At 69.1% G+C, this 17,656-nt stretch carries 19 protein-coding genes; 9 read left to right on the top strand and 10 right to left on the bottom strand.

Annotated elements, in window-relative coordinates:
* Nucleotides 1–17: 17 nt before the first annotated feature.
* A complete protein-coding gene (locus J2Z30_RS27975) occupies nucleotides 18–857 on the top strand; it encodes a helix-turn-helix transcriptional regulator (RefSeq protein ID WP_044582143.1) in 840 nt (279 codons plus the stop codon).
* A gap of 10 nt (nucleotides 858–867) precedes the next feature.
* Here the strand turns inward: J2Z30_RS27975 and J2Z30_RS27970 are convergent, their stop codons facing one another.
* Nucleotides 868–1,152 (bottom strand): hypothetical protein, encoded by a 285-nt coding sequence (locus J2Z30_RS27970; RefSeq protein WP_209468873.1) that lies wholly within the window; start codon nucleotides 1,150–1,152, stop codon nucleotides 868–870.
* 395 nt (nucleotides 1,153–1,547) lie between these two features.
* Between J2Z30_RS27970 and J2Z30_RS27965 the strand changes: the two genes are divergently transcribed.
* From J2Z30_RS27965 to J2Z30_RS27955, 3 genes are read left to right on the top strand one after another with little or no spacing between them, the layout of a single operon-like run.
* Nucleotides 1,548–1,706, top strand: coding sequence for a hypothetical protein (locus J2Z30_RS27965; protein WP_167396636.1), 159 nt, complete (start codon nucleotides 1,548–1,550; stop codon nucleotides 1,704–1,706).
* A complete protein-coding gene (locus tag J2Z30_RS27960; RefSeq protein WP_078956986.1) occupies nucleotides 1,703–2,251 on the top strand; it encodes a sigma-70 family RNA polymerase sigma factor in 549 nt (182 codons plus the stop codon). The genes J2Z30_RS27965 and J2Z30_RS27960 overlap by 4 nt, the downstream gene beginning before the upstream one ends.
* On the top strand, nucleotides 2,248–3,069 hold the full coding sequence (locus tag J2Z30_RS27955) for a hypothetical protein (protein ID WP_044577747.1): 822 nt from the start codon (nucleotides 2,248–2,250) through the stop codon (nucleotides 3,067–3,069). The genes J2Z30_RS27960 and J2Z30_RS27955 overlap by 4 nt, the downstream gene beginning before the upstream one ends.
* Before the next feature lie 148 nt (nucleotides 3,070–3,217).
* On the opposite strand, the gene J2Z30_RS27950 is transcribed toward J2Z30_RS27955, so the two are convergent.
* The 7 genes from J2Z30_RS27950 to J2Z30_RS27920 form a co-directional block, all read right to left on the bottom strand.
* Nucleotides 3,218–3,886 carry a potassium-transporting ATPase subunit C gene (locus J2Z30_RS27950; protein ID WP_044577749.1) on the bottom strand — a complete coding sequence of 223 codons (669 nt, stop codon included), beginning with the start codon at nucleotides 3,884–3,886 and terminating at the stop codon, nucleotides 3,218–3,220.
* Nucleotides 3,887–3,891: 5 nt separating this feature from the next.
* The gene (kdpB, locus tag J2Z30_RS27945) at nucleotides 3,892–6,027 is read right to left on the bottom strand and encodes a potassium-transporting ATPase subunit KdpB (RefSeq protein WP_107073392.1); all 2,136 of its coding nucleotides are present in this window, start codon (nucleotides 6,025–6,027) and stop codon (nucleotides 3,892–3,894) included.
* On the bottom strand, nucleotides 6,027–7,688 hold the full coding sequence (gene kdpA / locus J2Z30_RS27940; RefSeq protein WP_044577751.1) for a potassium-transporting ATPase subunit KdpA: 1,662 nt from the start codon (nucleotides 7,686–7,688) through the stop codon (nucleotides 6,027–6,029). Before kdpA ends, kdpB begins: the two co-directional genes overlap by 1 nt.
* Nucleotides 7,689–7,696: 8 nt before the next feature.
* Complete coding sequence (gene kdpF / locus J2Z30_RS27935; protein WP_010351568.1) at nucleotides 7,697–7,786, bottom strand: K(+)-transporting ATPase subunit F; 90 nt, start codon at nucleotides 7,784–7,786, stop codon at nucleotides 7,697–7,699.
* Nucleotides 7,783–7,980: a hypothetical protein gene (locus tag J2Z30_RS27930; RefSeq protein WP_078956987.1), complete on the bottom strand. Its 198-nt coding sequence runs from the start codon at nucleotides 7,978–7,980 to the stop codon at nucleotides 7,783–7,785. Before J2Z30_RS27930 ends, kdpF begins: the two co-directional genes overlap by 4 nt.
* 482 nt (nucleotides 7,981–8,462) lie before the next feature.
* Nucleotides 8,463–9,512 carry a methyltransferase gene (locus J2Z30_RS27925; protein ID WP_209468872.1) on the bottom strand — a complete coding sequence of 350 codons (1,050 nt, stop codon included), beginning with the start codon at nucleotides 9,510–9,512 and terminating at the stop codon, nucleotides 8,463–8,465.
* 201 nt (nucleotides 9,513–9,713) lie between these two features.
* Nucleotides 9,714–10,733, bottom strand: a complete 1,020-nt coding sequence (locus tag J2Z30_RS27920; protein WP_044577755.1) for a helix-turn-helix transcriptional regulator — start codon at nucleotides 10,731–10,733, stop codon at nucleotides 9,714–9,716.
* Nucleotides 10,734–10,927: 194 nt separating this feature from the next.
* On the opposite strand from J2Z30_RS27920, the gene J2Z30_RS27915 reads away from it, so the two are divergent.
* Together J2Z30_RS27915 and J2Z30_RS27910 are read left to right on the top strand one after the other, a co-directional pair.
* Nucleotides 10,928–11,440, top strand: coding sequence for a cupin domain-containing protein (locus J2Z30_RS27915; RefSeq protein WP_044577756.1), 513 nt, complete (start codon nucleotides 10,928–10,930; stop codon nucleotides 11,438–11,440).
* Between the two features lie 37 nt (nucleotides 11,441–11,477).
* Nucleotides 11,478–12,389, top strand: a complete 912-nt coding sequence (locus tag J2Z30_RS27910) for an SMP-30/gluconolactonase/LRE family protein (RefSeq protein ID WP_044577757.1) — start codon at nucleotides 11,478–11,480, stop codon at nucleotides 12,387–12,389.
* Between the two features lie 419 nt (nucleotides 12,390–12,808).
* Here J2Z30_RS27910 and J2Z30_RS27905 read toward each other — a convergent pair whose 3' ends face one another.
* Nucleotides 12,809–13,939 (bottom strand): hypothetical protein, encoded by a 1,131-nt coding sequence (locus J2Z30_RS27905; RefSeq protein ID WP_044577759.1) that lies wholly within the window; start codon nucleotides 13,937–13,939, stop codon nucleotides 12,809–12,811.
* A 153-nt stretch (nucleotides 13,940–14,092) separates the two neighbouring features.
* Here J2Z30_RS27905 and J2Z30_RS27900 point away from each other — a divergent pair, with 153 nt between their 5' ends.
* Both J2Z30_RS27900 and J2Z30_RS27895 read left to right on the top strand, forming a co-directional pair.
* Nucleotides 14,093–14,836 (top strand): UPF0158 family protein, encoded by a 744-nt coding sequence (locus J2Z30_RS27900; protein ID WP_044582146.1) that lies wholly within the window; start codon nucleotides 14,093–14,095, stop codon nucleotides 14,834–14,836.
* Nucleotides 14,837–15,012: 176 nt separating this feature from the next.
* Nucleotides 15,013–15,555, top strand: coding sequence for a hypothetical protein (locus J2Z30_RS27895; protein ID WP_052701653.1), 543 nt, complete (start codon nucleotides 15,013–15,015; stop codon nucleotides 15,553–15,555).
* On the opposite strand, the gene J2Z30_RS27890 is transcribed toward J2Z30_RS27895, so the two are convergent.
* Nucleotides 15,537–16,349 (bottom strand): hypothetical protein, encoded by an 813-nt coding sequence (locus tag J2Z30_RS27890; RefSeq protein ID WP_052701654.1) that lies wholly within the window; start codon nucleotides 16,347–16,349, stop codon nucleotides 15,537–15,539. The two genes, J2Z30_RS27895 and J2Z30_RS27890, sit on opposite strands and share 19 nt — an antisense overlap.
* A 557-nt stretch (nucleotides 16,350–16,906) precedes the next feature.
* Here J2Z30_RS27890 and J2Z30_RS27885 point away from each other — a divergent pair.
* Nucleotides 16,907–17,521 carry a serine integrase family protein gene (locus J2Z30_RS27885; protein ID WP_052701655.1) on the top strand — a complete coding sequence of 205 codons (615 nt, stop codon included), beginning with the start codon at nucleotides 16,907–16,909 and terminating at the stop codon, nucleotides 17,519–17,521.
* Nucleotides 17,522–17,656: the final 135 nt, after the last annotated feature.

Below are 17,656 nucleotides of genomic sequence, written 5' to 3'. Positions count from 1 at the left end.
GGTGCAGACTGGTGACCATGGCGACCACGGAGTTCGGACAGGCGGTACGGCGGTGGCGGGACCGGGTCCCGCCGGAGGCCGCCGGGCTGCCGGCCGGTGGGCAGCGGCGCGCGGCCGGGCTGCGCCGTGAGGAGCTGGCCCTGCTCGCCGGGATCTCCGTCGACTACGTCACCCGCCTCGAACAGGGCCGGGCCTCCCATCCCTCGACCCAGGTCGTCGAGGCCCTGGCCAGGGCGCTGCGGCTGTCGGCGGCCGAGCGCGCCCACCTCTTCCGGCTGGCCGGGCTGGTCCCACCGGGGCCCGAGACGGTCCCCGCGTACATCACCCCGAGCGTCCAGCGGCTGCTGGACCGGCTGACCGGAACGCCCGTCGCCGTGAGCGACGCGTCCTGGACGCTGCTCATGGCCAATCCGCCGTATGTGGCCCTGAGGGGTGATCCGTCCCGGTGGCGCGGCAACGAGCGCAACGGAGTCTGGCGCCATTTCGTCAGCGAGGACACCAGCTCCCGGCAGACGCATGAGGCCCGGAGCGAGTTCCAGGCCGCGCTGGTCGCCGACCTCCGTACGGCCGCCGCCCGCTACCCGGCCGACCAGCGGCTGCGGCGGCTGGTCGCGGAGCTGCGCGCGAACAGCGAGCGGTTCGCCGAGCTGTGGGACTCCGGCGCCGTCGGCCACCACGAGGCGTCCCGCAAGACCATCGACCATCCACGGGTGGGCCCGCTGACGCTGGACTGCGATGTGCTCACCGTGGCGGGCAGCGATCTGCGCATCGTGGTCTACACCGCCGAGCCCGACACCGAGGACGCCGAACGCCTCGCCCTGCTCACGGTGCTGGGCACCCAGACGCTCACCGGCTAGGCGTGTCGTCCTACGGACCGTGCCGCCTACGGCGCGCTGTTCCCCTCCCCGCCCCTTCCCACAACTGAGGCTCCGCCCCAGCCCCGACCGCGTCCGAGGCGGTGCGGTAGGCGTTCTGGTCGGTGAGCTGGTCGCGGCGACGGTGGGCTCCTTGCCGCTTGGGGTCCGGGGGCGGAGCGAACTTGGGCTCAGCCCCGGGCCCCGGCGGGACGGCCTGGACGTGCGCGGTCATCCGGCCGGTCATCCGCTGTGCCGGTGCGCCGACTGCGATCTGCTCGCCGGTGCAGGTGTTCACGGCGGCGACGGTCGGTTGGCCGACGTCCGGGGTCCAGGGGCGGAGCCCCTGCCACGCGGCGGAGCCGCATATCGATGCTGCGGGAAGGGGCGGGGAGGGGGAAGTATCGATATGCGGCTCCGCCGCGTGGTCCGCCGGGCACCCCATGGCCCGCCGCTCGCGTACGACGGCGCAGGGCGGCGCGGGTGGTACGGGGTCGACCCCGTACCCCCGAATCTGGCGATGAGATTTTCATATTTGCGTAATTGGATCGCTGCGTTCCGTAAGATTTTAGGCTCATCCGATGCACGAACCGGCGTTGGTGCGCGCTATCTGAACAGAGGGCGCAACACGGCGCACTCGCGGGGCGTGTGGGGGCCACCCTCGTACGACGAACAGAAGGACAGCGAAGTCCGGTGAATCTTCAAACCGTGGTGAACGTCGTCACCGCCGTACTCGTCACCCGGGTATTCGGCAGTGACGCCATCGCCCTCCTGCGCCGCGCGGCCGCGATGGGAGTCCGCGTCGGCGTATCGGAACTGCATCGCAACAACCAGGAGGGAGGGGAGCGGTGACCAACGACTTCCCGCGCTCGCGCGAGATAACCTCGATGACCGCCGGACTCCCCGCCGATTTCCGTGCCTTCCACCAACTCCACCGGAAGGCGTACATCGACCGGGCCATGGTCTACCTCGGCAACCACGCGGACGCCGAAGAGGCCGTCGACGCCGCCTTCGAACAACTCCTGCGCTGCTGGCCCAAGGTGCTGACCATGGAGAACCCGGCCGCCTACGCCTGGAAGGTCATGAAGAACCGGGTCATCGACCTCGCCAGGGCCCGCAACCGGGGCCCCGCCCTCCTGGACAACGCGACCTTCGAAACCGCGATCCTCAAGGACGCGGTCGACCCCATCGCCGCCCTGGAGGAGAGCCTGAACCTCTATCAGGCGATCAAGAAGCTCCCCGAACGCCAGCAGGACGTGGTCATCCTGCTCCACTGCCGCGGCTACAGCGTCGCCGAGACCGCCACCCACCTCGGCATCACCGAGGCCGGTGTCCGTTCCACCGCCCGCTACGCCCGCCGCCGTCTGCAACAACTCCTGGCCAAGGACAACCGATGACCCCACCCATTGACCGCATCCTCGCGCGGGCCCTGCTCAACCCCACCCCTCCCATCGACTTCGAGGCCGCCGAGGCCCGGCTCGCCGCCCGCCACGCCAACCCCGGCGGCACCCCGCCCCAGGAGCGCCCCCCTCAACAGGACCGGTGGACCGCCGCGGCGGCCGGAGCCGTGGCCGCCGGACCCGCGGCGCCGAGCGCGGACGAGCGGATGGCGCAGGACCTGCACACCCTGTGCGAGGCGATCCTCGCCCGGCCCGACGCCCTGACCCAGCTGCGGGACTTCCTCACCCGCCGTATCCTCGAGCCGCCCGGCTCCCGGGTCCTGGGATGCGTGCTCCAGCTGGCCGGGCATGAGGACCACGCCCAGTTCTGGTGGCAGTTCGCCGCCGGGGCCGGCGACCCCGCCGCCGCGTACTGCCTCTACCTCCACCACATGGCGCTGGGCGAGGACGGCCAGGCGCACGCATGGCTCGAGTGGTGGCATGAGCAGGCGGGCAACGACATCCCGCCGGTCACCGACACCGTGGAGGACTGGACCGCCACCGACCATGAGATGGCCGCCGCCCTCCGCATCCTGCACGGCCTGAAGAGGGGACAGGAGGTCCCGCCCGCCACCAGGGCGGTCATCGACTACGTCGCCGAGGCCGTCGACTTCACCGACGACCCCGACATCGACCTCCCGCTGCCGGAGCCGGGGTTCGCCGACCGCATCGAGGACCTCACGACCACCACGACCACCACGACCACCACGGACGTCGTGCCTCCCGCCGACCGGGCCGTGCTGCCGGAGCGGCCGCGCAGCGGTTCCCCCGCCTAGCCGCACACGGCACGGGGAGCCGGTGGCCGGAGAATTCTCCGGCCACCGGCTCCCGTTCCCGAAGGCCGCGTCGCGGAACTCCTCGGAAGGCCGCGGCCGCGGAACTCCCCGGCGCGCGAACCTCAGCGCCGAACCTCAGCGCCGAACCTCAGCGCCGGGCCACGAGATCCTTGAGCGCGACGTTCAGTTCGAGGACGTTCACCCGCGGCTCGCCGATGAAACCGACCGTGCGGCCCTCGGTCTTGTCCTTGACCAGCTTCTCCACCTGGCCGACGGACAGCCCGTTCCGCTCCGCGACCCGGTGGACCTGGATCTTCGCGTACCGCGGGGAGATGTCCGGGTCCAGACCGGAGCCGGAGGACGTCACCGCCTCGGCGGGAACCTGGGACGGCTTGACGGTGTAGCCGGGCACCGAGTTGTTCCTGACGACCGCGGCCTTGGCGTCCTGGACCTGCCGGAGGAGGTCCTTGCTGTCGGCGGAGAGGTTGGTGGCTCCGGACAGCAGCAGCTTGTACTGGGTGTTGACGCTGTTGCTGCCGAGGCCGTTCGCCGGACGTCCCTGGAACCACTTCAGATCGGGATCCGGGGTCTCCTGGCCCTTCTTCAGCGGCAGGTCGTACGACTGCCCGATCAGCGAGGAGCCGACGACCTTGCCGTGTGCCGTGATCTCGGAGCCGTTCGCCTTGTCGTGGAACAGCCCCTGGGCGACGCCGGTGACCAGCAGCGGGTAGATGACGCCCGTGACCAGGGTCAGCATCAGCAGGGCGCGCAGCCCGGCGCCGAACAGCCGGACGGTGTTCGTGACGGAATGGTTCATGGCGATCAGCCGATCCCGGGGATGAGGGAGATGAGGATGTCGATGATCTTGATGCCGACGAAGGGCGTGATCAGGCCGCCGAGACCGTAGATCCCGAGGTTGCGCCGCAGCATCCGGTCCGCGCTCATCGGCCGGTAGCGCACGCCCCGCAGGGCGAGCGGCACCAGCGCGATGATGATCAGCGCGTTGAAGACGACCGCGGACAGGATCGCCGAGTCCGGCGAGGACAGCTGCATGATGTTCAGCTTGTCCAGGCCCGGGTAGACCGCCGCGAACAGCGCCGGGATGATCGCGAAGTACTTCGCGACGTCGTTGGCGATGGAGAAGGTGGTCAGCGCGCCCCGGGTGATCAGCAACTGCTTGCCGATCTCCACGATCTCGATCAGCTTGGTCGGGTTGGAGTCGAGGTCGACCATGTTGCCGGCCTCCTTGGCGGCCGACGTACCGGTGTTCATGGCCACCCCGACGTCCGCCTGCGCCAGCGCCGGGGCGTCGTTGGTGCCGTCACCGGTCATCGCGACCAGCTTGCCGCCCGCCTGCTCCCGCTTGATCAGCGCCATCTTGTCCTCGGGCGTGGCCTCGGCGAGGAAGTCGTCGACGCCCGCCTCCTCGGCGATCGCCTTGGCCGTCAGCGGGTTGTCACCCGTGATCATGACGGTCTTGATGCCCATGCGGCGCAGCTCGTCGAACCGCTCCCGCATGCCCTCCTTGACCACGTCCTTGAGGTGGATGACGCCCAGGACCCGGGCCCCCTCGGCGTCGTGCACCGCCACCAGCAGCGGGGTGCCACCGGCCGCGGAGATCCGGTGGACGATCCGGTCCGCGTCCTCGGCGACCGTACCGTCCCGCTCCCGGACCCAGGCGATGACCGAACCGGCCGCCCCCTTGCGGATCTTCCGCTCGCCGACGTCCACACCCGACATCCGGGTCTGTGCGGTGAACTCGATCCACTCGGCCCCCACCAGCTCGCCCTGGTGGCGCTCGCGCAGCCCGTACGCCTCCTTCGCCAGGACGACGACGGACCGGCCCTCGGGGGTCTCGTCGGCCAGCGAGGACAGCTGGGCGGCGTCCGCGACCTCGGCCTCGGTGGTGCCGCGCACCGGCATGAACTCCGCCGCCTGCCGGTTGCCCAGGGTGATGGTGCCGGTCTTGTCCAGCAGCAGTGTGGAGACGTCACCGGCGGCCTCCACCGCCCGGCCCGACATCGCCAGCACATTGCGCTGCACCAGCCGGTCCATGCCCGCGATGCCGATGGCCGACAGCAGCGCGCCGATCGTCGTCGGGATCAGACAGACCAGCAGCGCCACCAGCACCACCATCGTCAGATGCGTGCCCGCGTAATCCGCGAACGGCGGCAGTGTGGCGCAGGCGAGCAGGAAGACGATGGTCAGCGAGGCGAGCAGGATGTTCAGCGCGATCTCGTTGGGCGTCTTCTGCCGTGCTGCGCCCTCCACCAGGTTGATCATCCGGTCGATGAAGGTCTCGCCCGGCTTGGTGGTGATCCTGATGACGATGCGGTCGGACAGCACCTTCGTCCCGCCGGTCACGGCCGAACGGTCGCCCCCGGACTCCCGGATGACCGGCGCCGATTCGCCGGTGATCGCCGACTCGTCGACCGAGGCGACGCCCTCGACGACATCGCCGTCGCCGGGGATGACATCGCCGGCCTCGCAGACCACCAGGTTCCCGATGGTCAGCCCGGTCCCCGGAATCCGCTCCTCCGAGCCGTCGCCCAGCAGCCGTCGCGCGACGGTGTCGGTCTTGGCCTTGCGCAGGGTGTCGGCCTGCGCCTTGCCACGGCCCTCGGCGACCGCCTCCGCCAGATTGGCGAAGATCACGGTCAGCCACAGCCAGGCGCTGATCGCCCAGCCGAACCAGTCGCCCGGATCCTGACACGAGAACGCGGTGGTCAGTACGGACCCGACCAGCACGACGAACATCACGGGCGACTTCACCATCACCCGCGGATCCAGCTTGCGGAAGGCGTCCGGCAGCGACCGCAGCAGCTGCTTGGGGTCGAAGAGACCCGCGCCGACACGGTCCTCGGCCGAGCCGTGCCCGGTGGGAGCGCCGCTGTGCGGCGCCCTGGTCGGAGTGGCAGTGGACATGGAGTCCTCGTGGTTTTCTCTGCGGGTGGTCATCACGCCAGCCCCTCGGCCAGCGGCCCCAGCGCCAGCGCCGGGAAGTACGTCAGACCGGTGATGATCAGGATCGCGCCCACCAACAACCCGGTGAACAGCGGCTTCTCGGTGCGCAGAGTGCCCGCGGTGGCCGGGACCGGCCGCTGCCCGGCGAGCGAGCCCGCGAGCGCCAGCACGAAGACCATGGGCACGAAGCGGCCGAACAGCATCGCGAGCCCGGTCGTGGTGTTGTACCAGTCGGTGTTCGCGTTCAGGCCCGCGAAGGCCGAGCCGTTGTTGTTCGAGGCGGAGGTGAAGGCGTACAGCACCTCGGAGAAGCCGTGCGCACCGGAGCCCCGCATCGAGTTCGGCGGCGTCGGCAGGGCCACGGAGGCGGCGGTGAAGATCAGCACCAGCGCCGGGGTGACCAGGATGTAGCAGGCCGCCAGCTTGATCTCGCGGGAACCGATCTTCTTGCCCAGGTACTCGGGGGTACGGCCGACCATCAGCCCGGCGATGAACACCGCGATGATCGCCATGATCAGCATCCCGTAGAGGCCGGAGCCCACACCACCGGGCGCGATCTCGCCCAGCATCATGCCGAGCATGGTGATGCCGCCGCCCAGGCCGGTGAAGGAGGAGTGGAAGGAGTCCACCGCCCCGGTCGAGGTGAGCGTGGTCGACACCCCGAAGAGCGCCGAGGCGCCCACCCCGAAGCGGGTCTCCTTGCCCTCCATCGCACCACCGGCGGCCTGCAGCGCCGGGCCGTGGTGGGCGAACTCGGTCCACATCAGCAGGGCGACGAAGCCGACCCAGATGGTGACCATGGTCGCCAGGATCGCGTAGCCCTGCTTGACCGAGCCGACCATGACGCCGAAGGTGCGGGTCAGCGCCAGCGGGATGACCAGGATCAGGAAGATCTCGAAGAGATTGGTGAACGGGGTCGGGTTCTCGAACGGGTGGGCGCTGTTGGCGTTGAAGTACCCGCCACCGTTGGTGCCCAGCTCCTTGATGGCCTCCTGCGAGGCCACGGCCCCGCCGTTCCACTGCTGCGAGCCGCCCATGAACTGGCCCACCTCGTGAATGCCGGAGAAGTTCTGGATCGCCCCGCAGGCGACCAGCACCACAGCGGCGACCGCCGCCACCGGCACCAGGACGCGGACCGTCCCGCGCACCAGATCCGCCCAGAAGTTCCCGAGCTCACCGGTGCGCGAGCGCGCGAAGCCACGCACCAGCGCCACCGCGACGGCGATGCCCACCGCGGCCGACACGAAGTTCTGCACGGCCAGACCGGCGGTCTGCACGACGTGGCCCATGGCCTGCTCACCGGCGTACGACTGCCAGTTGGTGTTCGTGACGAAGGACGCGGCCGTGTCAAACGCCTGCGCGGGCTCGATCGAGGAGAACCCCGGCGAACCGGGCAGGCTGCCCTGGAGCCGCTGCAGCAGATAGAGGAAGAGCACCCCGGCCGCCGAGAAGGCCAGCACCCCGCGCAGATACGCGGTCCAGCGCATCTCGGTGTCGGGGTTGGCACCGATGCCCTTGTAGATCCACTTCTCCACCCGCCAGTGCTTGTCGGAGGCGTAGACCCTGGCCATGTAGTTGCCGAGGGGGACGTAGGCGAGCGCCAGCGCCCCTATGAGGGCGAGCAGCTGTAGCACGCCGGCGAATACGGGACTCATGCTTGTTCTCAGAACCTCTCCGGGAAGATCAGGGCGAGGACGAGATAGCCCAGCAGGGCGACGGCCACGATCAGGCCGACGACGTTTTCGACGGTCACAGCTTCGTCACCCCTTTGGCGACAAAGGCCACCAGCGCGAACACCGCGATCGTGGCGACAACGAAGGCCACATCGGCCATCGCGAGCTCCTGGAGAAGAGGTCGGGGGAGATCCGCGAACAGCGGATCGAACGGACAACGCAAGAAGGAAACCCCGCCCCATGGCCGGATCCGACCGTCGTTGACGGGTCCCATACGGCGATCAGCACGCCTTTGACGCGGCTCTTACGGGCACTGCCGCAAGGGCTGGCCGGAACCGATCGTTCTGCCGCAGAGAGGCGGCGCAGGGCAGCGCAGAGCGGTGCAGGGCAGCGCAGGGCGGCGCGCAAGAGGCGGAAGAAGAGGAAAGGAGCTGAAACGACGAACACCCGCGCCCGGCGGAAAGCCGGTTCGCCGTGCTGACGCGGATCCCGGTGACCCTGCAGCGGAATGTCCCGGCGGACCAGCCCGACCGAAGGGGGCGTTCCGATGACCGACAGGGAGCGGGCAAACGCCCATGCCCGCCCGACTGGGTCATGGGTAGCGCCTCTGATGGCTCCGTGAGGCAGTACCAGGGCGGGAGCAGGGTGACAGCTCAGGCGAGCGTGGGTGTTCTGTACGCGTAGATGCGGGGTCTATGGGCTGTTGATCTCAGTTGATCTCAATAGGCGGTGAGGACGACCTCGCCGAGGTCGTCCTCACCGACCCAGGCGCGCTTCGATGAAGGAGTAGTCGTCCGCCGTGGGAACGATCCGGTCCAGGACGAAGCCGGCGGTGGAGAACAGCTGCTGCCACTCGGCTGCGTCGCGTTCCTTCCCGGTGGTGAGGGCGAGCATGGTCAGGTCGATCAGTTTGGTGGCGTGCGGTTCGTCGCCGGGCGGCACCACGCCTTCGATGACGACAAGCCGTGCACCGGGCGCCGCCGCCTCCTTGATGGACTCGAGGATGCGTACGCAGGAGGCGTCGTCCCAGTCGTGCAGGATCGCCGCCATCACATAGACATCGGCTGACGGCACTGAGGCGAAGAAGTCACCTGCGACGACGTCAATGCGCTCGGCCATCCCGCCCTCCTCGATCTTCTTCCGCGCGCTCGGAAGGATCTCGGGTAGATCGAAGAGGATTCCTCGACGTGCGGGCTCGGAAGCAAGGAGACGGCTCAGAATCGTGCCGTCGGCGCCACCGATGTCGGCGACGACGTCACCCGCGGGAAGCCGGTAGCCGTCGAACATCCGGTCGCGCATCCCGCCGACGAGGCCGGCCATGCCCCTGTTCTGCAGCTCGGCCATGCGGGGATCCGCGACGATCCAGTCGAAGAACGGCTTCCCGAAGTAATGCTGGGCGGCCGGCTCTCCGGTGCGGACGGTGTGCAGAATCTCGCTGAACGGCAGGTAGTGCGTCTCCATCCAGTACAGCGCGACCTCCCTGAGCGAGTCCGGACGCTGAGTGGACAGAGTGGCGCCAAGCGGTGTCAGCTCCACCATGTCCTCGCTCGGCTGACGGAAGACACCGAGGGGGGCGAGGCTCCGAACGATCCGGCGCAGCATCTCGGGTCGCGCACCGCACCGCGCGGCCAGCTCGGCGACCGCCTTGGGCCCGCCCTCGAGTTGTGAGGCGACATCCAACTTGGCGATCACATACAGCGCCTGAGAGATCTGGAACCCCGCGAGGAACTGAAGCATCTGCAGCGAAGGCGGCGGTTCGTGCGGCGCCTGGGCACCGTCCATATATTGCGGTTGGGTCTTTCGCATCGTGATTTTTTCCATCGATCGATCGAGAAACAGCGAAGCAGCGCCTGGCCAGTTGGCGAGCGCTGCACGAGTCTTGGATTGGTGAACCTAGGGGCAGGCGGGTGAGAGCGCCAGGCTCATCGGGTCGGATAAATTGCGGAATTAATTCCGGCCGGACGGGTCTGCCTCCGCGGCCAGGGCATCACGGGGCCTCCGGGCGGATCAGGCAGTGCCGTCTGCGGACGGAATGCCAAGGGCACGCGCCACCAATTGCCCGCGGCTTCGCACGCCGAACTTGGCGAAAATTGATTTCAGATGGTCCTGCACGGTGTACTGGGACATCGTCAGGACGGAGGCGATTCCCATCGACGGCCGACCGGAGATCACCTGTTCCAGGATCTCCTGCTCCCGCGCCGTCAGTTCGTGGGCACGGGCCAGTGTTCGAGTGACGTCGGAGACGGGCGTCGGCTGGATGACGACCGAGGCACCACTGTCCGGCTCCCCGTTCAGCGTCGAACCCCACAACGACAGCCAACGTCCGGTGCGGGCCCGCACCCGCAGATACGCCTCTTCGCCTCGCCCGGCTCGGGCCGCCGCCGCCACCTCGTGGAGGGGCAGCGTGCCAAGCTCGTGCAGCCAGTACCGCGCCGTCTCATTGGCGACCACGGTGCGGCCGACCTTGTCGAGCACAAGTACGCCTGGGCCGGGCACGCCCTGCGCCGCGGTCGGCGACGTGTTGACGCAGGCGCGGCGCAGGGCTACCGCGACCGGCCGTGACAGCGCGCGTACCAGCGCCGCCTCCTGCGGGGTGAAGTCCGTCTGCTCCCCCCGCCGGAACAAGGACACCGCGCCCCAGCACTCACCGTCCGCCAGGAAGACGGCACGCAGTTCGTGCTCGGCATTGATGACCGGCAAGACTGTGTGGAAGCGGAGGCTCCTGCGCGGATCACCGCCCGCGCTGTGGCTGAGAATTCCGACCGTGCGTCCGGTCCGCGCCAGATCGGCGAACTTGTCCACGTCGGCCTCGAGGTACTCGTTGTACGACGCGAGTGCCGCGTTGCCGGGCGGGATTCCTGCGGAGATGTCGTCGGTGACGAGCAGCGTCCACGGATCGATGGTGCCGAAACAGAACGCGTCGTAGCGGACGTCCTGGCGCAGCCGGGCCATCACCTGGGAACGCAGCGTCTGCGAGTCCAGGCCGAGCCGGCATATTCCCTCGATATCGGTCTGCAGCCTGCGCACCGGGAGAGTGTAAGCGCTGCTCCTCGAATGAGACCCGCATGACGGACCTGCTGGAGGCCCACCCGCTCGCATGCGGCGGCGACATGACGCTTGACCGGGCCCTGTCCCTGGCCTCCCAGATTTCTGGGATTCCAGGAACCGCAGTGCCCGCATAGCGTCCATCGGACGATCAGCCGGAGCGCGAAAGGATCGCAGTGAGTTCTCCCTATGTGGCCCAGGTCGGCGAGCATGACCAACTGGAGTGGCTCGGCGGTGGAACCATGGAGGTTCTGCTGGACGCCGAGCACACGGGTGGCCATCTGAGCGTGTTCCGATCGACCGTGCCGACCGCAACGGCTTCCCCCGTGCATCTGCACCCCGACGAAGACGAGATTTTCGTGATGCTGCGCGGCAGCGGCCTGATCTGGGCGGCTGACCGCCGCTTCGAGCTCCACGCGGGCGGCGTCGCCTTCCTGCCCCGCGCCGTCCCTCACGCGTACCGGTTCACCTCGGATGACGTCGATATGCTCGCGATCGCCACTCCCTCGGGCATGGAGGGTTTCCTCCGCGATGCGGGCTGGGACCGATCCCGGCCCAAGCCGCCCGGCTGGGCCGTGACCCCCGAGGCCCTGCGCAGGTCAGCCGCCGCCAACGGACAGGTCATACTCGGGCCTCCACTGGCCGCCGACGAGATGATTCCGGCCGCTCTTCTCAGCGCGCATCAGTGACCGGGAACGTGTTCAGGGATATGCCGGGCGGAATGCGATGAGCGACATCAGCCTGCACGACCAGTTGAACCATGAACGGGTGCCGTTCGCCGCGGTGCCGGCCGAAACGATCACGGAATGGGAGCCGGGCACTTTTGTGGAGAACCTCGCACCCTTTCCGCCCGGCGGCTGGCTGGTCACCGTGCCGTCCCACCACCGGATCGACCTTGTCACAGTCGACGGCCGACGCGACACCTTCGCGGAACTTCCCTCGTCACCGACCGGGATCGTCACGGACGGAGACGGCGCCTGGGTGATCTCCGGAACCATAGGCGAGCCCGGCTGGTGCCTCAACCGGGTGCGCCAGGGCGAGGTGAAGCACGTCTGCGACCTTCCCCAGCTCCGTTTCGGCAACGGAATGGCCCTGGACGGCCGGCGGCTGCTGATCGCGGACTCCGCGCTCGGCATCGTACTGGCCGTCGATCTCGACACGCGGCGAGCCGCCCAATGGGTCCACCACGAGCTTTTCACGCCGCTGGAACAGGCGGTCGGCGTCCCCGGCGTCAACGGGATCACCGTCGCCGGGGATTACGTCTTCCTGACCAACAGCGCGCGTGCGCTGCTGCTGCGCGTACCGGCCGCCGCCACCGACACCAGGCACCTCGAGATCGTGGCCGAGCGCTTGTTCGCGGACGATTTCGCGGTGCACGACGACGGAACCCTCTATCTGGCCACACACATGTTCGACAGCGTGCTGCGGCTGGCTCCGGGCGGACGGCGTACGGATATCGCCCGCGCCGACCAGGGCGTCGAGACCAGCACCTCTGTGGCGATCGACCCGGAGGACCCGGACGCTCTGTGGGTGACCGCCGCGGGCGAGCGCTTCGGTAGCGGCGGTCACGGCAAGCCCGCCCGGCTGATCCGGCTGAGGGCCAATCCGTCTGCCGTCCCTGGGGCGCCGGATCGCTGAACACAAAACAGCTCGTGCGGGCCGAGGCAATGCTCGACCCGCACAAGTTGGGGATATGGTCTGTGTCCGAGGGGGTATGTGGACCAATACCCCACGGCTCACCCCCCTCACGACGGTGTTGACGCTGGCGTAGCCGCGGTTCCGAACCCCTGACAGAGCCGCCGGCCCTTGTCGGCCTCGATGCGGCTCCCGAGACCGGCAGGACAGGTCAGGGCGTTCTCGTTTGGCGTGGTCCTGAAGAGTCGGCACGCGCGTGCTGCGGGCGAAGGCGCTCGGCAACGTGAGGAGTATTGGCGCCCGATCTCGGCGGAGATGCCGCAGAAGCGTCTGCGCATCGGAGACTACCGGGTCGCACACGCTCGTGGCGATCGTCTGGCGGTGCCGAGCCGTTATCCGGAGTTCAGGGTCCGTGCCGTCTGCTATCGGAGGTTATGGGTGTTCAGACGGTGGATGAGGCCGGGGCGGCGCTGGTACGTCTCACGCAGGCGCGTGAGGCGCTGCCGGAAGTCCGCTCCGCTGCCGACGTGGTCGCAGGCGTCGCGCAGGTCACGCAGAAGAGTGACCGCCCGGTCGTAGGCGTTGGTTTGTTTGGTGGCGATGTGCGCCTCGACCTGTCGCCACACGGACTCCGCATCGTGGGCCAGGGCTGTCAAGTGCTGGGCGCGGGCTTCAGCCTGTCGGCGTTGTTCGCGCCGGCGGCGTTCTGTGCGGCGAGCGTGGGCGGCGTCGAGCAGGTGGGCGGCGGTTCGGTTGGCGGGAGTGATGGCCGGGGTGGCGGTGCCGTGCAGGCGGTGCAGCAGGTCGGTGTGCAACTGGGGTTCCTGTCCCAGGGCCAGCCGGAGCAGAAACCCGTCCTTTTCCTTTGCCGGCAGGGCGGCGATCAGGCGTTGGAGTTCTTTCTTCGTGGGCTTGGCCGTGGGTTCGGGGGCGGCGGGGCTGGACTGTGCGGCGGCGGAGAGCAGGTCGGTATCGACGCGCAGGTAGTCCGCCAGTGCGCGCTGCGGGGCGGTGAGATCGGCGAGACCGGCCGGGACGGGAGGCTCGGTGACGGTCTGGTACTCCTCTTCGTCGTCGTCCTGCAGTTCCCACGCGGCGAGGGCGGACAGCCAGGCGAGATACAGGGACCGCAGGTCGCCTGCGGCAAGTTCGTCGCGTACGCCGATGAGCGCGGTCAGGGAGTCGTCGGCGCCCTCCGCCCAGTCGCCGCCTTCGTCCTCGCTGGTCAGGTCGAGGACGATATGCGTGCGGGTGTTCCATCCCTCGACGTGGTCGTCGAGACAGTACGGCTGGACGGTGCGCAGCGGTAGGCGCTGCTTGGGCAGCCGCAGCATCAGCCGGTGCGTTCCCCAGTTGGTGACGTACAGGTGGGCGTCGAAGTACCGCTCGACCATGCGGCGCGGCTCGCCGCGGAAGTTTCCCCAGTGGTAGGTGTTGGTGAAGCTTGTCGCGGTGATCCGCGCCCGGGTGGACAGATCACGAAGCTGTTTCTGCTCCTCGCGGCTCAACGGCCGCTCAAGGGCCTGGAACTCGAAGTACTGGTACTCGCTCACCCACAGGACCCTACTGTCGGCCGCCCGCGGTCGCCCTCGAGAGGGGGCGCATGCTGTCGGGTCGTCCGTAGGATGAGTCGGCATGACCAGTGACGGGACGATGATGAGGACGACGGCAGAGCGGATCGCGGGGCGTGCCGCGTGGGCGCGGGCATGACCGATGCCTGGAGTGACCACGATGTGACAGCGCTCCGCGTCGCCTGCTACGCGGCGGACAGCAGGGCCCTTGTCGCGCTGCTTCGCACACGTGATGCGGAGCCGGTGCTCCAGCAGTGCGGAGACGTGCTGACCGCCGCCGTTGTCCGGGGTGTGCCGGCGGCCGTGGAAACGGCGGTCCGGTGCTTGGCGGCGCTGCGGGTGCGGAGTTGGGAAGGCGATGAGGTACTGGCGGATCAGCTTGACGCCGCGATCGGTGGCGCTACCCCTTTCCTGCGTCCCTTGCCTGTCGATCTGGAGGAACTCTTCGGCCTGCTGGAGGGCGATCCGGCCTGGGGCGGTGGCTGGGTCGATCTGAACACCGGCGAGTGCCGGTCGGCGACGGCGGACTTCGGGGCGCCCTGGGGTGAAGCAGAGCCGGAGGACACCGGGCGGCGGCTGCATGTGGCATGCGCGAGGTCACACGCTGCTTACCGGGACATGGAGGACTTCATCGCCGCACTCGACGACCGGAGCCTCGTCGACGCCTTGGGTGCCACGATCACGGGCCGGGGAGCGTTCCGCCGGTTCAAGGACGCGCTGGCCGCCTCACCGACTGAGCAGCGCCGTTACTGGTTGTTCAGCGCGGAACGCCGGCACGGCCGGGCCCGGACCTGGCTCGCCGATCACGGCTACCGGCCCACACCACCTGCGGGTTCCAGTCGGGCCCGGCCCACTCCGAACGCCCCGGGGCAGCCGTGACGAGAGGGGAGGGTGCGGGTCGAGGTCAGCGGCGGTGCTTGCGCTTCTTCGTCGTGCTGCGCCGTGCCCGGGTGCCGGTCGCATTCTGCCGTACGAGCTGAGCCGCTTTGGCGTGAAGGGGACCGTCGGCGAGGTCGCGCAGCGCCTCGAGTCCGGCCCGGTCGGGGTGGCCGGAGGTGAGTGCGGCCCCGATCGCCGTCTCGGCCTCCGCGCGGCCCTGGACGAGCAGGGCTTCCGGGAGGGCCCTGCTCGCCGCCCAAGTCCAGGAGTTGGAGGAGGCTCTCGGCGGCCATCAGCGCGGCCTCGGTGTCGGTCAGGTCCTCGTGGTCGAGGGCGCCGCGCTGGGTAAGGACCGTGAGGGCGGTGGGGGCCAGGTCCGCGTCGCCGCGCAGGGAACGCAGCAGTTCCCTGCCATCGGGCAGGGCGGTGGCCAGGGTGTCGAGAAGAGCGGCAGCACGAGTACGGAAAGGAGTAGTGCGTACGGCCTCCAGGAGCAGTCGCCGGGCGTGCCCGGGGCTGTCGTGGGCGGCGGTCCGGGCGGCGAGTTCGGCTTCGGCGTGTTCGGGGTCGTACTCCTGGGCCAGCACGCCCAGCAGTCCGGCCGCCGGTGCGTGGGTGAGCTCGCCCACCAGCGGTGCGCTACGGCCCTGGGCGATCAGCCGCCGCCGGACGGCGCGGGTGCCCAGATCGGTGAGGCGGATCAACTCCACAGGGCCTGAAGCCAGTTCCGCACGCAACTCCTTCGCGCGGGCGGTGCACTCGGGTCCGGGACGGCCGGGAGGGAGCCCAGCAACTGGGCGAGTTCCGCGGGCATCCCGGTGGGCAGTTGCGGACCGGCTGGGGGGCTCATCGAGTGCGGTGTCCAGGAAGACGGGGTCGGCCATGCCCTGCTCGCGGGTGATCGCGCCGAGGCGCTCCAGGAGGTCCAGGACGTGGCGCAGGTCCACGCCCGCTGCTCGCGTTCCGGCGCCCCGCCGAGGGTGAAACTCATCCGGTAGGCGAGGTGGACCGAGTCGCGGAGCCGGGGCCAGGGCATCGGGTACGGAAGGCTGTAGAGAGTGTTGAGGATGTCGGGCAGCACATCCTGGTACACATCGAACAGCATCGAGGTGGCGTTGTACCCATCGGGGCCGCCCAGCAGTGGGCCCCGCAGCTCGAAGAACGCCTGGAAGGCCCGCTCCCACAGCGCGAGCGGATCCGCGAGCACCGGGCGCGCCTTGGCCACCGCGTACACCCGGCCCTTGGCCACCCGGATCAGCCGGGCCTGCTTCGCCCAGGCGAACAGCAGGTTCACACGCGGCAGTTCCGCACTGGTACGCACCTGCTCGACCGGGTCCCCGGTGTCCAGGAAGCGGACGAGGTCCCGGGCATCGGCGAGGCGCAGCTGGCCCGTCTTCGTCAGATCACGGCCCTCGCTCCCGGCCCACCCGGCCAGTCCCGCCAGCTGCCCGATCAGGGGGACCGCGGCGGCCCGCTCCCGTAGCACGTCCTCCTCCGGCAACGTGACCGGCAACAGACACCCTCACAGACGGCGAAGCGGTACCCGGCCACGCTACCCGGCAGAAAATAGGCCACTGGACACCCACAACAACGGTTGCCGTCCCGCCGGCACGGATCCAGCCACCGGGCCGCCACGCAAGCAAAGAACGGAGCCACTTCGAACTGGCCGTACTCGGGGGGCGCGCCCGAGGCTATCGGCCAGGCAGCACACCGCTGCCGAAGCAACGGACACCGATCTTCACCCGTTCGAGTCAGCCTTTGTCCCGGACCGTTGACGGCGACTCGCAAGCGGTCCACGGTCGACATGCGGGCGAGCCCAGCGGTAAGCAGGAGGTGCCGATGATGCCAGCCGACGCGCCACCCGCCGTCCCAGCCTCTGATACCGCGGCCGGGCAAGGTTCGCTCGCGGACTGGGCTGGCGAACCCTGGCAGCGGCGGTTCGGATCCCCGCCCCCGAGCTGCCCGAACTTCGGTTTGCCTTCTACGGACGGGCATCCACCGAGGATCACCAGGATCCCGCTACGTCGCGGGCCTGGCAGCTGCTGCGCGCCCAGGCCCTTGCTTCCGGGCATGGGGCGGATCGTGGCCGAATTCTTCGACATCGGTCATAACCGGACCGTGCCCTGGGTGCGTCGTCCGGAGGCCGCCGCATTGCTGGCGGCGATGGGCGACCCGGACCGGAGGTTCGACGCGGTGATCATCGGCTCCAGCGAGCGGGGCTTCTACGGCCATCAGTTCGCGACCATGGCCCCGCTGTTCGAGGAGCACTACGGTGTCGGAGTCTGGGTGCCGGAGCTGGGCGGCGCGGTGGATCCGCAGATGGGCGGGCAGGAGGAGCTGATGATCCTGCTCGACATCCTGTCCAAATGGGAGATCGCCCGGGTCCGGGTCCGGATGCGCAGCGCGATGACCGTGCAGACCCGCGACCAGGGCCGTTACCTCGGCGGTCGGCCACCGTATGGCTACCGGCTGGCGGACGCCGGCCCGCACCCCAACCGAGCACTCGCTCGCCGCGGCCTGCGCATCCAAAGTCTGGACATCGACCCATACTGCGGGCCGGCCCTGTCCTGGATCTTCACTCAGCGCCTGGCCCGGCACAGCATGGCACGAATCACCCGTGCTCTGAGCCGTCTGTGGCTCGCGGAAATTACCGACATTCCGCAGCAGAAGGGAAGTTGTATCTAGGCGCGCTCCAGTCCTCATCGCACGTGATCGTTAACCTCGCGCTTTCACGAGGCGGCTGTCCAGCTCGTGATCAAGAAAGCGGAAAGTGCCTCTGAACAGCGAGAATGAGGATTGCTGAGGTCCTTGTTCCCGCCA

Origin of the sequence: Streptomyces iranensis (assembly GCF_017874715.1) — a bacterium.
In the GTDB taxonomy this organism is placed as follows: domain Bacteria; phylum Actinomycetota; class Actinomycetes; order Streptomycetales; family Streptomycetaceae; genus Streptomyces; species Streptomyces iranensis.
The sequence above is the reverse complement of the archived record's forward strand: the minus strand, read 5'-3'. Positions and strand labels throughout refer to the sequence as shown.